Genomic DNA, 14,332 nt, shown 5'->3' with positions numbered 1-14,332 from the left:
CTCATGAAAACCCGTAGCTTTCATCAACATAGTAATCCAACAACGATCATCTTGCCCTAGGCTAGGGCAAGATAACCGAAAAGAACCACTTTATTTTTCAGGTGTTTCTGGTACTTCTACTTTGCCGTCGATCACGTCTTGTTTCGCTGTTTCGATCGCTGCTTTGGCATCATCTGAAAGGAACCCTTCAGTAATGTCTACACCGCCATCTTTCAAGCCGTAAACAATGTGTTCGCCGCCAGGGAAGTTATCTTCTAACGCACGAGTTGAGATATCTTGTACCGCTGCGCCAACACCTTTCAATGTTGAAGCCAGTGTGAAGTTATCTTCTTTGCCGTCAGCAGTTGTGAATTTTCCTTCGTCTTGTTGATCGCTATCCACACCGATGACCCAAACTTTTTTGTCTTCTAGGTCTGCTTCGTTCAATTGTTCGTTGATTGCTTTTGCTTCTTGGAAGACACCTGCACCAGTACCGCCAGATGCGTGGAAGATTACGTCAGCGCCGCCTTGATACATTGAAGCTGCCAATGCTTTTCCTTTGGCAGGATCACCAAATGATGCTGCATATTGAGAATCAATGGTAATTTCTTTGCCTAGTTTTTCAGCTGCGTCTTGAACACCCTTTGTGAAACCAGCTTCGAAACGGTCGATAACGACGCCTTCTTCACCACCGATGAAGCCGACTTTGTTTGTTTTGGTTGTATAAGCTGCAGCATAACCAGCTAAGTAAGCTGCTTCATTATCTTTAAATGTTGCTGAAACAACGTTGTCTTTGCCTTCGATCACATCATCGATGATCCCGAATTGTGTATCAGGGTTTTGGTCAGCTGCTGCTGCGATTGAATCTTTCAATAAGTAACCCACACCGAAAATCGTTTTGAAACCATTTTGAACGGCACCATTTACGTTTGTTGTGTATTCTGATGCTTCATTTGATTGCACGTAGTCATAACCACCAGCACCGCGAGCGATCCCGTGTTCTTCCCCCCATGCTTCTAAGCCTTCCCATGCGGATTGGTTGAATGAACGGTCATCCACCCCGCCGATATCGGTAACGATTGCGACACTATGCGCTGCATCAGTCGTACCGTCTGCAGAACCGCCACCAGTTGAATCAGTTGAACCTGAATTTCCTCCGCCACAAGCACCAAGTAAAGTCAACCCAGCTACTGCAACAATACCTAAACTAAATAATTTTGCTTTTTTCATTGCTGTAAAGCCCCCTAAAAATATAGTTTTTTTCAACAGCCGCATCGACTGAATGAACATGGTTTATAAATCTTTGTTCGTAAAGTAATAAGGCAATAGGCCTTCTACCGTGGTTTCTTTGATCACACCATCATCGCCGACTAAGGTCACCGGCATATCTGGCGCACAAAATTCCACCATGACCTGGCGGCAAGCACCGCAAGGAGAGATCGGTTCTGGCGTATGACCCGCCACAACCAAATGTTGAAACTCTTTTTCGCCTTCAGAAACGGCTTTGAAAAAAGCCGTTCGTTCTGCGCAATTTGTTAAGCCATATGAGGCATTTTCAATGTTGATCCCTTGATATATCGTCCCATTTTTGGCAACGAGACAAGCACCGACCGGAAACTTAGAGTACGGCACATACGCTTTATCTAAGGCGGAAACGGCGGTGTCGATCCACTCTTTTTTCGCTATTGTCATTGTCTTCCCCGCTCTTGTTTTTAATTTTTGCTACTTCACTTAATGCTAGGCTTAATAGCCAGCACCTGTTGAGCCAGTCACGATGGCAACACTTGCGCTTGTTCCTAAGCGGTTTGCGCCCGCTTCGACCATAGCTGCCGCTTCTGCTTCGTTGTGGATACCACCGGAAGCTTTGACACCCATTTCTGGTCCTACAGTTTCACGCATCAAGCGAACATCTTCAATGACTGCCCCACCAGTTGAAAAGCCAGTTGAGGTTTTCACGAAATCTGCACCGGCTGCTTTGGCTAATTCACAGGCTTTGACGATTTCTTCGTTGTCTAATAACGCTGTTTCAATGATTACTTTGACAAGCGCTTTGTCTTTGGCCGCTTCAACGACTGCTTCGATGTCTGCTTGAACTTTTTTGTATTGTTTTGATTTCAAGGCACCTACGTTGATTACCATATCGACTTCATCTGCGCCATTTTTGATCGCATCTGTTGTTTCATAAGCTTTGACTTCAGATGTGTTTGCCCCTAAAGGAAAGCCGATCACGGTACAAACAGCCGTTGGTTCGCCTTGTAATTTTTCTGCCGCTAATGAAACCCACGTTGGATTGATGCAGACAGAATAAAAGTGATAGGTTTTTGCCTCTTCGATGATTCGTAAAACATCTTCCTCCGTTGCGTCTGCTTTCAAAATCGTGTGGTCGATCATGCGATTCAATTCCATTTTTATTCGCTCCTTATTCTGTAATAATGTCATGGATCAATGGCGGTTCTGCGCCATCTTCCCCAATTTCAATATTTTGGTCGATCAATGCTTTGACATCCTCGATTGCTTCGGTATTGCTGTAGATCGTCAATAGCGATTCTCCTTCAGTTACTGATTCGCCAACTTTCTTATGCAATTTGATGCCCACTGCATGGTCGATGTCTTCGTCTTTGGTCTTACGACCTGCCCCTAACATCATCGCCGCGATCCCTAGCTCATTGGCAACTAATTTCGTCACCACGCCACTAGTTTTCGCTGGGACTTCCACTTCATATTTCGCTGTCAAAATCTTGCTCGGGTCATCGATCACTGAAGCGTCTCCGCCTTGGTCTGTGATCATCTGTCTGAATTTTTCTAACGCTTTGCCTGAATGCAAGGCTTCTTCCAACAGTTGGCGTGCTTCTTCCAATGAATCAGCTTTTTTCGCTAAAACGACCATTTGGCTGCCCAGTGCATAGCACATTTCTTCCAAGTCTTTCGGTCCTTTTCCTTGCAGTGTCTCAATAGCTTCCACCACTTCCAAACTGTTCCCGATCGCTTCCCCTAGAGGTTGTGACATATCAGAAATGACTGCCATCGTTTGGCGATTTGCCAATTTTCCGATGCGGACCATCGTTTGGGCTAAGCGTTTGGCATCCTCCAAGTTTTTCATAAAGGCGCCATCGCCTGTGGTTACATCTAACACGATCGCATCGGCACCTGCCGCGATTTTTTTACTCATGATCGAGCTGGCGATCAATGGGATCGAACTAACCGTTGCCGTCACATCTCGTAAGGCATACAGTTTTTTGTCCGCAGGAGCTAAATCTCCTGATTGACCGATCACGGCCACTTTACTTTCGTTGACTAATCGGATAAAGTCGGCTTCAGAAAGCTCGATTTTAAATCCAGGGATCGCTTCAAGCTTGTCTAACGTCCCTCCGGTATAGCCTAAGCCGCGGCCAGACATTTTCGCAACCGGTACGCCAACACTAGCCACTAATGGCGCTAGGATCAACGTGGTCGTATCACCAACACCACCAGTCGAATGCTTATCGACTTTGATTCCTTCAATTGAGGATAGGTCGATCACTTCACCAGAATTTGCCATTGCTAGCGTTAAGTTCGTGATCTCTTCATCTGTCATATCTACATAAAAAATAGCCATCAACAAGGCACTCATTTGATAATCTGGAATACTTTCTTCAGTATACGCAGTTACAATGTAGTCAATTTCTTCCTTCGTTAATGACTTGCCGTCACGTTTCTTTTCAATTAAATCCACCATTCGCATCGAAATGACCCTCGCTTCCTTTAACATTATACAATAATTTTTCGTAGGGTAAACCACTTTAGTAAAACAGTTTACTAAATATCGCAAAACTATGAAAACACTTACAAGAAGAAATATACCGCATTATTTCTCGCTTGTCAATGTCTTCACGCTCTCACGAATAATTAATTTTGTATCAAAAATCTTATTTGGAATTCGCCGTGTCGGAAACTCAATGGCGTCCACTAAAAACTTTGCTGCGGTAAAACCGATCTCAAAGGTCGGCTGCATGACCGTGGTAAGCGGTGGTGTGATGTATTCCGATAATTTCAAGGCATCAAAGCCGATCACCGAATAGTCTTCTGGTACTTTTTTGCCCGCCTCATAAATCGCTTGATAACAGCCGATCGCCATGGCGTCGTTACCGCAGAAGAATGCTGTGATCTCTTTGTACTTTAATAATTCCTTCGTTGCTTCGTACCCGCCGGTAACCGTTAATTCAGCATTTTCTACATATCGGCCTTTAAAAGGGATCTGATGATCCTTCAAGGCATGGCGATAGCCATTGAACCGTTCCTCTAATTGATAGTAGCCGGTGATTTCTTTGAGCATCGCAATGTTGCGGTGACCGTTTTTGATCAAATAACTGACGGCTTGGTAGGCACCTTCGTATTCTTTCACGATTAAACGACCATTGTCCCGCTGATTGATCCCGCGATCGACTAAAATAATTGGTCGGTCATCAAAGAACCCGCTCTTCAAGGAATAATCCTCCGGCAGTAAATGCGGCGTCGCTAATAAGATACCATCTACCGAACGATGAGACAGTTCATTCAAATATTGAACCTCTTTTTCTTGGCTGTGGCGCGAATTGCATAACACTAGCATGTAACCTAGTGGATTGAAATAACTTTCCGCCCCTTCAATGACTTTAGAGAAAAAGAAATCCGTCACATCAGGCACGATCATTCCGATCGTTTTTGAATGGCGGTTGATAAGATTCGAAGCAAAAAAATCCGGCTTATAGTGATATTTATTTACGATATCTAAGACCCGCTTCCGGGTTTCTTCACTAAAACGGCTGCCTTTATTGTTTAGGATCTGCGACACGGTCGTGACAGAGACGCCAGCCATTTCAGCAATCTGTTTAATCGTCAATTTCATCTGCTTCTCTCCTCTCTTGCCTAAAGTGTAGCAAATTTTTCTCAAAAAAAATAGCACACTTTCAACAAGTGTGCGACTTTCTTTTTCGTTGATCAAAAATAGTCCGATGTTACAGACAGCTGATTAACCGACGCTGCAATTGCCCGAAAGGCTGCTGGCAATAGGCTTTTTGAGAAACCAACTGCCCAGTTGCCACTAACCAGCGCTTGCCTTGGCGATGCCTTTGATCTGTTGAGAATCAAAGAGCAGCTACGCTTCTTTTACGCTTTGAATGATGTAATAGCCTTTGTCTTTTTTGATGATTGCGGCATTGCCAAAGGTCTCTTGCATTTTCTTTTGAGCACTCGGCGCCCCTTGTTTCTTTTGGATCACGATCGTTAAAGTTCCCCCTGTTTTTAGTAGCGGAAACGCCCCCGTCAAAATCTCATGAACGACTTCTTTTCCTGCCCGAATCGGCGGATTGCTGAGGATCGCCGCATAAGCAGGTTGATTTAATTGGGCATAGATATTGGATTGATGGATATCTACCTGTTCAATGCCGTTACGCTGGGCATTGCCTTTTGCCAAATCCACTGCCCGCTGATTGATATCGATCATCTCGACAGGTCGCTGACTTGCATAAGCCAACGATAAGCCAACAGGACCATAGCCACACCCAACGTCTAGCAGACTTCCTTCTGGCAGCTCCGCCCACTCAAACGCATCGATCAGCACCCGCGAGCCGTAGTCCACCGTGTCTCGGGAAAACACCCCGCTATCTGTCACAAAATGAAAGTTCTTTCCTCTTAATTCAAACGACCACTGTTCAAAATCATGGGCCGTATCAGGATTTTCTGTATAGTAGTGATTACTCATGTTTATGCTCCTTTCTTCTATTCCCTTTTCGCTTGTTTTTTCTACTGGCTTCTACTGGTTTTTTCCTTGTTTCTTCTATTTGAACGAGTGAACATAGTGAAAACACCAGTAAAAAGGCGTGCAAGATTTGTCTGCTGTTTCTTTCTAATCATACCGAAAAACAGCCAGAAGTAAACGCCCAGCAAAAAAAACAACGAAAAAACAGTTTTTTGTTGTTTCTGCAAAGGAAATCATGTCTTTTTTCCAAGTTCTGCGGGTTTCTATGGTAAAATACTTTCGAACAGTGGCCTATCGCTTCTAATAGAAATCGATGATGCCGCAAAAAAGGAGCCTACTATGCAAGAAACCATGAATTTTTATCAAATTCCTCGTGAGCAATGGCAAGGGTTTTATACGAACGGCATGATGCCTTTCACTCAAGAAGAATTGGATAATATCAAAAGTTTGAACGACCGGATCTCGGTCCAAGATGTGGAAGATGTTTACGTGCCTTTATGCCATCTGATCCATCTTTATATGAAAGAGTTTGAATCATTGACCCTCAGCAAGGGACTCTTTTTACACCGCTATGTTAAAATGCCGCCTTTTATCATCGGCATCGCTGGAAGTGTCGCCGTCGGCAAAAGCACCACCGCACGACTCGTCCAAAATTTGTTGGCCCGTTTGTTTCCCCGTAGAACCGTCCAACTGATCACCACTGACGGCTTTTTGTACCCGAACGAAGTCTTGGAGGAACGCGGCAGCTTGAATCGCAAAGGATTTCCAGAAAGTTATGATATGGAAGCCTTGATCAACTTTTTGAATGCGGTCAAATCAGGAGAACCAGACATTCAGATCCCCGTCTACTCCCATGAAGTCTACAATATTATTCCTGATACGTATGAAACGATCAGTCAACCAGATATCTTGATTGTGGAAGGCATCAATACCCTGCAATTGCCTGCCAACCAACAAATCTATATCAGTGACTTTTTTGATTTTTCAATTTTCGTGGATGCCCAACCGGCACTGATCGAAAAATGGTATTTGGAACGATTTGAATCATTACTAGACACTGCCTTTCAAGATCCCAGCAATTATTATTACCAATATGCGATCGGGGATCGCAAGGAAGCGATTAAAATGGCAAAAGAAGTATGGAAAAATGTGAATTTAAAGAATTTACACGAGTATATCTTGCCTACACGCAGCAGAGCCGATATAATTCTTCATAAAACAAAGCACCATTTGATCGATGAAGTGTTCTTGCGTAAGTATTGACCGCTTCATTTTTATAATTATGCTGTTGAAAAGGCCCAGCCTTTTTTCAATAAAAACTAAAAGAATTGAGGTAATTTATTGTGACAAACGTTGACACTTTGCCAAACGTCGAAAAAATTATCGTACTTGATTACGGTAGTCAGTACAACCAGCTGATTACACGCCGTATTCGTGAGTTCGGTGTTTTCTCAGAATTATTGAGCCACCGCATTACCGCTGAAGAAGTAAAAGCGATGAATCCAAAAGGGATCATCTTATCTGGCGGACCAAACAGCGTCTACGACGAGAACTCTTTCGGCATCGACGAGAAAATTTTTGATTTAGGCATCCCAGTTTTAGGGATCTGTTACGGCATGCAGTTGATTACTTATAAATTAGGCGGAACAGTTGAACCAGCCAAAAACCGTGAATACGGCAAAGCAGAATTGGAAGTCACTTCTGATGCAGCGGCCCTTTTCCAAAACACGCCCGCAACCCAAACCGTGTGGATGAGCCACGGGGATTTGGTCACTCAAGCACCTGCAGGCTTTGACGTTGTGGCGACGAGCAAAGATTGCCCGATTGCTTCTATCCAAGATGCAGAACGCAAAATGTACGGTATCCAATTCCACGCAGAAGTTCGCCATTCAGAATACGGCAACGACTTATTGCGTCACTTTGCCATTGACGTTTGTCAATGTACAGGTGATTGGACAATGGACAACTTCATTGATATGGAAATCGCAAAAATTCGCGACCAAGTGGGCGACAAAAAAGTCTTGCTTGGTCTTTCCGGCGGGGTCGATTCTTCTGTCGTTGGTGTTCTTTTACAAAAAGCGATTGGCGATCAACTGACTTGTATTTTTGTTGACCACGGCCTCTTGCGTAAAGGGGAAGCCGAGCAAGTAATGGAAAGCTTAGGCGGCAAATTCGGCTTGAACATCATCAAAGTTGATGCCAAAGAACGTTTCCTATCAAAACTTGCTGGGGTTTCTGATCCTGAAGAAAAACGCAAGATCATCGGGAATGAATTCGTGTATGTCTTCGATGATGAAGCAACCAAACTAGCTGGCGATGAAGGCGTTTCTTTCCTTGCCCAAGGAACCCTTTATACCGACGTCATCGAATCAGGAACCGAAACTGCTCAAACCATCAAATCACACCACAATGTGGGTGGGTTACCTGAAGACATGCAATTCAAATTGATCGAACCATTGAACACCTTGTTCAAAGACGAAGTCCGTGAATTAGGGACTCAACTTGGCATGCCAGACAGCCTCGTATGGCGCCAACCATTCCCTGGACCAGGTCTAGGTATTCGTGTCCTTGGCGAATTGACAGAAGAAAAACTAACGATCGTCCGCGACTCGGACGCAATCTTGCGGGAAGAAATCGCAAATGCCGGCTTAGATCGCGACATTTGGCAATACTTCACCGTCTTACCAGGCATCCGCTCCGTCGGTGTCATGGGTGATGGCCGGACCTACGATTATACCGTCGGCATTCGTGCAGTCACTTCAATCGATGGCATGACCGCTGACTTTGCCCGCATCCCATGGGAAGTCCTACAAAAAATCAGCGTCCGCATCGTCAACGAAGTCGCACACGTTAATCGGATCGTGTATGATATTACGAGTAAACCACCTGCTACTGTGGAGTGGGAATAAAGTAGCAACCTCACTTGGTTGCGAAATATTGATTTAACAGTTTTTTAGTTCACTTGGAATGGATAACAATGACCTGTTTTACCTAGGTTCACCACCAAAATCCCGTCAGATTTCTCTGACGGGATTTTTGATTTAGGCTTAATCTGACAACCCTTTTGGGAAAATACGATAAGAAATTGTTGATTCTCGTTAACTACGTTAATCCCAATAGTGGGACTAACGCTCATATTGGAAATCAGATACGATAAAATAAGCTTAAATGCTTTTATTGCCTAAGTTTCTATAGAAGGTTTTTATTAAAAAATAAAAAACACTAAAAAGGGTGGACATGAACTATGAAGAAGAAAGCTGTCGTTTATTGTGTTACGGGGTCACATATTCAATTAGCTGCAGTATCCATTGCGTCAATAGTAAATACTTATGAAGGGAATGAACCTTTAGATATATTAGTAGTTGTAAATGAACTAGGGAACGAAGAAATACTGAAATTGAAAAGTATTTCTAGATTATATGGAGAAAAAAATGTAATTATTACTATTTGGTATCCACCTAAAATAATAAACGAAATAAAGAATTATAGTAATTCGCGTTTTCCTGAAGTCACTCTGTGGAGATTATTTCTACCTTCATATTTTAGCAATTATGATTACATTCTCTATTTAGATAATGACACTATTGTATACGATGACGTATCCAATTTCTTTGATTTGATCCCTGATCAAAAATCAATTGCTGCAGTTAGAGACTTCTACTTCTCAGTTATAAGTGATACAGAGGACAGCTTTAAATATTTTGGCGTAAAAACTATGAAGAATTACTTCAATTCTGGAGTTATTTTATTTAATGTAGTTGTGTTCAATGAACAGATACGACCAGAAGCCATAGTACGTATGATAAATAAGAATGAATACTTGTATTTAGATCAAACCATTTTAAACATTCTTTGTGAGAGAAGTGTTGAGTTGTTGCCTTATGAATACAATTACCAGAAAGATGATCATTGGTTATTTGATTGGGCAAAAAATGTGAATCCACTCAAATTTTTGAAAATTGAAAAAGCTAGAAAAAATATAAAGATTCGACATTTCGTTGAATTTGAAAAAAATTCGATGCCCTGGGAGCATCTTTCCATACAAGATAGATGGGAAAAAGATTTTTGGAATTATCTGTATGAAATCAAGTCAACAAGTTTAAGGAGTGGAAAACAATGAAAAAAAATTTTTCAAGAATTCGTTCGTTATTTTTAATTGCATTAATTTACTCTATAGGAACAATTTCTGTAGATGCAAAGTCAGCCGACATAGCGAAGACGCCTATTGTTGATTATTACTATCCTGGAATATTGTATGGTACAGCTACTTGTGTTAACGAATACGGTACCATCATTTACGACTCAAACTCACTAGGAGAAACCTACCAAGAGGCTGTCAATGAAGCTGCGCAATCATGGAATCAGTCGATTGGGAGATCGGTAATTGTCGAAAAATCAAGTGTAAATGCAGCAGATAACCAAGTTGATTTAGTTTTGCAATCAACGGATGGCGATTCCTATGCAGATATGGGGTACTCCGGATTTGGTTGGGGGAATAGTACGAACAGAATATTTTTGAATAAAGCTGCTTTAAATGACGCATCATCTGGAAAAGGAACCTCCGGCTACGTACAGCTGGTTTCAACTATCCGACATGAAATGGGGCATACTTTAGGTCTCCAACATGACAATGGATCAGTGATGGCTGATTTATATGATGCCCAGGTTAGCAACAATCAAGAGATGCTGGATGCAGCGCAAAAAACGGCGGACTCAATTTCTAAGGGGATACTTCCTGCTGTCCCATTATTCAACAAATATGCGATACTAAATATCCTTAATAATAGGGATAAAATCTATTATTTGAATAATCATCGTTCTAATCAAATTGCCTCAATCTTTTTAGATTCTCCTGCTGGAAAAATTTCTGGCGTTACTTTCATCGATCAAACAGTTGAAATAACAGGTAACTATAATTTGTATAAACTGTCTCTGTCCCCAAGAGATCCGTATGTAGGAACAATTTCTAGTAATAATCTTATGAATAGAACTGTTTCAGTTACTGAAGATATTGTTTCTATTTATGGTCAACACTATTATCTTTTTGAAATTGATGGAGAAGAGTATATTGTTAATCGCCGCGCCTTCGGATAAATTCGCTACCAATTCTTACTTGAAAAGTTGCCACTGCAATCTTGGAAAAGTGTGCTTGCAATCTTAGATACATTCTTTAGTGGCAAACATACGCCTTTTAAGTAAGAAGAAAATTAGCAAACGTTTCATGCTAATGCGCAAGTTTTCAGCATTTTCTGTGAGGATTTTTTTGACAAAACCTCGGCCCTTGAAAAGTAGTTAAAGGAATTAATAGTCAAAGAAAAGTCTATGTTTAGCCTTTCATCGTATCATTTTCTAGCTGACAAAAAACAGCTAGAGATTGATCCCTAGCTGCTGATGATGAGACAGATAGCATTGAAACACCTTACTCGACTACAATCACTTTATTTCCACCGTCTTGCTCCGCAAAGTTCACCGTAAATAGATTCGTCGAAGCATCATAACTGATTCCATCGCTTTGAGAAACGATTTTTTGGTAGTCTTTTGGCAATTTTAAGGTCATGGTCGTCGTTGTTTGAGTTGGATCAGAAAAGGCATAGATGGTTTTGCCTTCTCTACTTGTTCTAATCAATGAAAGAGGTTTGTTAGTAGTAATATCGGCGACACTACCTCCATCATTCTGCCAAAAATTGATACCTAAATAGTCAGTTTGATCAAGTTTTACTGCTTGAACTTCCGAGGTATTGGCTAAAATCTCCAGCGGTTCTTCTTGGGCATAGGCAGTCAGTTCTGTTTCATTGATACCTGGCAACATGACATACGCATAATGATCCTCCATGGGATTTTTGCCATGATTGATCAAGAATTTTCGATATTCTCCGGTATAAACCGCATTACTTGGAAAGGCCTCATTGATTTCTGTATAGCTGCCTGTTCGTGTTTCACTTACCACGTTTACTGTCGTTTCTTCTGGAAAATAGTAACCGATATTGGCCTGGGAATGATCGGAGTCTAACAACAACCACTGCTTGCTACTTGTTTCATTTAACTGATCAATACTTCCTTGATCAGAAAGGATTTGATAAGTATACGCATCGTTTAGTAAGCGATTATCCACGACCGTCTCAATAGAAGCTGTCGTATCACCAGTGATTCCCGCACCTAAAGCGACAATCTGCCCATCAATGATAAACCACGATTTTTTTGCCCGCACGTTCATAGGTAAAACATTCCCGTTATTTTTTGTACCCGTTTTGTTTAATGCCATTCCCACCGCAGCTGCACCATCATAAGCCACACCGCCTACCCACTTTTCTGGAGACGTTACCGTTGTAAAAGCTGAATTTTCATCCGCTAATTGTATGGTGTCCACGGTTGTTCCTGGCAAGCGATATGGATCGACGGTCGGCCAATAGCTAGAATTGAATTGAACTTGATCATCATTATAGAGGTAGAGCATCCCGTCTGCTGTATGCCACCCACGCTTGTTTTCCTTGTTGCCAGCTTCAAAGGAAGAAATGCGACTGGAATATAGTCCTAAACCCACCATATAATCAGTTGTTCGTTGAACAAAGCGATCCATTGAAGCGTACAGTTTTGTTCCCGTAAAAGGTAATGCATCCCCTGTAATCGATGGGTCTGCCAAGAGATTCATTGTCATTTGTAAATCATTGAAGTCTCTTGCATTCGTCAAATAATAGTCTGGATTTTCTTTGAGCCAATACTTGGCAGCTTCACGGAATTTTTGCTGGTATTGGGTTGGTGCGAATTGGGATACGATCAACAAATTATAGACTGTTGATGAGCCATAGCCGGCTTTGGTTTTGGCTGGAGCTCTTGAAATCGAACGACCATTGACCAACGGCAGCATTTCTCCTTGATAGATCAACGGCAAGAATGCTTGATCAACATTTTTAACAAACGTTTGTACGAGATCAGCGTCCATCTCAAAACTTGATCCTTGCGTGATAGCTAGAATTTGTCCCACACCCTTGATCAGTACATTTCCATAAGAACCAGTATAAGGGATCGTATTATGCTGAATAAAGGAACCATCTTTATAAAAACCATCGCCTTTTGTGACTAACTGAAATACTTCTTCGATACTTGCTGAAGCTTGGGTGATTTTCCCAGCGTCCCTTTGCAAAATGCCCAAGCCTAATACAGTAAGCGCGAGATCTGTACGATTAGCACCAGAAGTCACAAAATTTGGAATAAAAGCAAGCTCAGTAAAACTGCCTTGTGTCTTCGTATACAATTGCTTGAAGGGATCTGGTACATAACTGCTGATAATGGCAGTGTATTGCTGTAATTTCTCGGACGGTAACTCAGCGCCTAAAATCATTAAAGTACTGATCAGTTTTTGCGGGACACCGATTTGCCAATCCCACCAGTTTCCATGGTACTTTTTCCCATCATACCCTTTTCGAGTGACCATGAAATCTATCCCATCAATAATCGTCGTCGCCACTGCATCATCTTGATACAAAGAACTACCTTTCGTGCCATAGGCTAAAGCCATTTTCTGTAATTTTGTAAATTGAGTCGTTACATCCGCTGAAGCAGTATTCCCTTGTTCGAGGGGCCATAGGCTCGTTCGATCAGATGCTTTATTTATGGTTTGATACAACGCCTCAGCTTCTGAGGTGACCATCTGCACGTAATCAGCCATAGTCGGATTATTTGGATCATAGTGATCGGAAACCAGTTGATTTTGCCATTTTTCTTGCAGCTTCATAAATTCTGCTGTATGATCTTCCACGGGCAAGCTGCCGATAGGACCGCTGCGCATCGATAATACCTTCAGCTTAGATAAATTGCCAAACAAACGGATACCCACATACCCGGACCAGTCCCCATCAATTGCCGTACCATTGGGATAGTTTACCTTTTGATTCTCATAAAATAGCTGATCATTTAAAAAGGCACGAAAACTCGAGCCCTCATACTGAAGCAAGAGTTTATATTTTTGTCCCGCAATCAAAGTAGGTCCAGAAATAGCTGTCAGCCATTTTCCACCTGGTTGACCAAGTTGCCACTGCCCATCACGATTATAAGCAAACGATTGCCACTGATCTGTCTTTTGTTCATCTGCGCGAAAGACCACCCCAATGTTCGCTTGGTCTTCATATAAGAAAGTAGTTTCAAAATCCCCTGAAGACCGCTTGGGAGCATCTTTGTTGAGCGTTACTGATTCCAGATTGGTGCCTTGCTTCGTATTACTGATCATTAAACCAGTAGCATTTTGTGCTACTTCGGCTTTCCCGACTAAATCTTGCCAAGACCCTTTCTGGTTAGAAAAATCCGAGTGATAGATCGATTCTGCTTCCGGCAATTCGGGTATTTGTTCCTCGGCATTTCCAGAAAGACGAGAGGCGCCAACTACCGAATACAGCAACAAGAAACACCCCATGATCAACAGATATTTTTTCCCTTTTTCCATCCTTTACTCCTCCTATTTCCCCGCGCAAAAGATAGCGCTATCATTTCGTGGAATAGGAAAAGAGTGAAGAAATTCATTTCCGCACTCTTTTCCATTGATTTCAGCTATTCTTAAAAGAAAACAGGTTGACTACCCTAACTGCTTATACGATTTACAAAACAATCACAGCAGCTGCCCATTTCCTTTTACACCATGATTCT

The 14,332-nt window shown here is 42.1% G+C and carries 11 protein-coding genes; 4 read left to right on the top strand and 7 right to left on the bottom strand.

Annotated features, from left to right (window positions below):
* Positions 1-90 precede the first annotated feature (90 nt).
* The 6 genes from IGJ12_RS01195 to IGJ12_RS01170 all read right to left on the bottom strand — a co-directional run bounded on the left by IGJ12_RS01195 (position 91) and on the right by IGJ12_RS01170 (position 5,698).
* Entirely contained in the window at positions 91-1,209 is a 1,119-nt protein-coding gene (locus IGJ12_RS01195; protein ID WP_034872080.1) for a BMP family lipoprotein, read from the bottom strand.
* A 63-nt stretch (positions 1,210-1,272) separates the two neighbouring features.
* The gene (locus IGJ12_RS01190) at positions 1,273-1,671 is read right to left on the bottom strand and encodes a cytidine deaminase (RefSeq protein ID WP_005226837.1); all 399 of its coding nucleotides are present in this window, start codon (positions 1,669-1,671) and stop codon (positions 1,273-1,275) included.
* Positions 1,672-1,722: 51 nt separating this feature from the next.
* Positions 1,723-2,385, bottom strand: a complete 663-nt coding sequence (gene deoC / locus IGJ12_RS01185; protein ID WP_008376411.1) for a deoxyribose-phosphate aldolase — start codon at positions 2,383-2,385, stop codon at positions 1,723-1,725.
* A gap of 13 nt (positions 2,386-2,398) precedes the next feature.
* Positions 2,399-3,700 carry a pyrimidine-nucleoside phosphorylase gene (locus IGJ12_RS01180; RefSeq protein ID WP_430619267.1) on the bottom strand — a complete coding sequence of 434 codons (1,302 nt, stop codon included), beginning with the start codon at positions 3,698-3,700 and terminating at the stop codon, positions 2,399-2,401.
* A gap of 123 nt (positions 3,701-3,823) precedes the next feature.
* Entirely contained in the window at positions 3,824-4,843 is a 1,020-nt protein-coding gene (locus IGJ12_RS01175; protein WP_005226832.1) for a LacI family DNA-binding transcriptional regulator, read from the bottom strand.
* A 249-nt stretch (positions 4,844-5,092) separates the two neighbouring features.
* Positions 5,093-5,698 carry a class I SAM-dependent methyltransferase gene (locus IGJ12_RS01170; protein ID WP_429960335.1) on the bottom strand — a complete coding sequence of 202 codons (606 nt, stop codon included), beginning with the start codon at positions 5,696-5,698 and terminating at the stop codon, positions 5,093-5,095.
* Positions 5,699-6,034: 336 nt separating this feature from the next.
* Between IGJ12_RS01170 and coaA the strand changes: the two genes are divergently transcribed.
* The 4 genes from coaA (at position 6,035) to IGJ12_RS01150 (ending at position 10,789) form a co-directional block, all read left to right on the top strand.
* Positions 6,035-6,958 (top strand): type I pantothenate kinase, encoded by a 924-nt coding sequence (gene coaA / locus IGJ12_RS01165; RefSeq protein WP_005226828.1) that lies wholly within the window; start codon positions 6,035-6,037, stop codon positions 6,956-6,958.
* An 80-nt stretch (positions 6,959-7,038) separates the two neighbouring features.
* Complete coding sequence (gene guaA, locus IGJ12_RS01160) at positions 7,039-8,604, top strand: glutamine-hydrolyzing GMP synthase (protein ID WP_430619266.1); 1,566 nt, start codon at positions 7,039-7,041, stop codon at positions 8,602-8,604.
* Positions 8,605-8,939: 335 nt separating this feature from the next.
* Entirely contained in the window at positions 8,940-9,815 is an 876-nt protein-coding gene (locus IGJ12_RS01155; protein ID WP_016611513.1) for a glycosyltransferase, read from the top strand.
* The gene (locus tag IGJ12_RS01150; protein ID WP_005232595.1) at positions 9,812-10,789 is read left to right on the top strand and encodes a matrixin family metalloprotease; all 978 of its coding nucleotides are present in this window, start codon (positions 9,812-9,814) and stop codon (positions 10,787-10,789) included. Before IGJ12_RS01155 ends, IGJ12_RS01150 begins: the two co-directional genes overlap by 4 nt.
* A gap of 325 nt (positions 10,790-11,114) precedes the next feature.
* Here the strand turns inward: IGJ12_RS01150 and IGJ12_RS01145 are convergent, their stop codons facing one another.
* Positions 11,115-14,132: a polysaccharide lyase 8 family protein gene (locus IGJ12_RS01145; protein WP_086332895.1), complete on the bottom strand. Its 3,018-nt coding sequence runs from the start codon at positions 14,130-14,132 to the stop codon at positions 11,115-11,117.
* Positions 14,133-14,332: the final 200 nt, after the last annotated feature.

It is taken from the genome of Enterococcus sp. DIV0802b, from assembly GCF_050543535.1.
GTDB lineage: Bacteria > Bacillota > Bacilli > Lactobacillales > Enterococcaceae > Enterococcus_D > Enterococcus_D entomosocium.
The sequence above is the reverse complement of the archived record's forward strand: the minus strand, read 5'-3'. Positions and strand labels throughout refer to the sequence as shown.

Excerpts from the sequence above, each read along its gene's own strand:
- IGJ12_RS01190 (WP_005226837.1), bottom strand. The coding sequence starts at position 1,671 with ATGACAATAGCGAAAAAAGAGTGGATCGACACCGCCGTTTCCGCCTTA.
- IGJ12_RS01155 (WP_016611513.1), top strand. The coding sequence starts at position 8,940 with ATGAAGAAGAAAGCTGTCGTTTATTGTGTTACGGGGTCACATATTCAA.
- IGJ12_RS01170 (WP_429960335.1), bottom strand. The coding sequence starts at position 5,698 with ATGAGTAATCACTACTATACAGAAAATCCTGATACGGCCCATGATTTT.
- IGJ12_RS01195 (WP_034872080.1), bottom strand. The coding sequence starts at position 1,209 with ATGAAAAAAGCAAAATTATTTAGTTTAGGTATTGTTGCAGTAGCTGGG.
- IGJ12_RS01175 (WP_005226832.1), bottom strand. The coding sequence starts at position 4,843 with ATGAAATTGACGATTAAACAGATTGCTGAAATGGCTGGCGTCTCTGTC.
- IGJ12_RS01150 (WP_005232595.1), top strand. The coding sequence starts at position 9,812 with ATGAAAAAAAATTTTTCAAGAATTCGTTCGTTATTTTTAATTGCATTA.
- IGJ12_RS01180 (WP_430619267.1), bottom strand. The coding sequence starts at position 3,700 with ATGCGAATGGTGGATTTAATTGAAAAGAAACGTGACGGCAAGTCATTA.
- deoC (WP_008376411.1), bottom strand. The coding sequence starts at position 2,385 with ATGGAATTGAATCGCATGATCGACCACACGATTTTGAAAGCAGACGCA.
- coaA (WP_005226828.1), top strand. The coding sequence starts at position 6,035 with ATGCAAGAAACCATGAATTTTTATCAAATTCCTCGTGAGCAATGGCAA.
- IGJ12_RS01145 (WP_086332895.1), bottom strand. The coding sequence starts at position 14,132 with ATGGAAAAAGGGAAAAAATATCTGTTGATCATGGGGTGTTTCTTGTTG.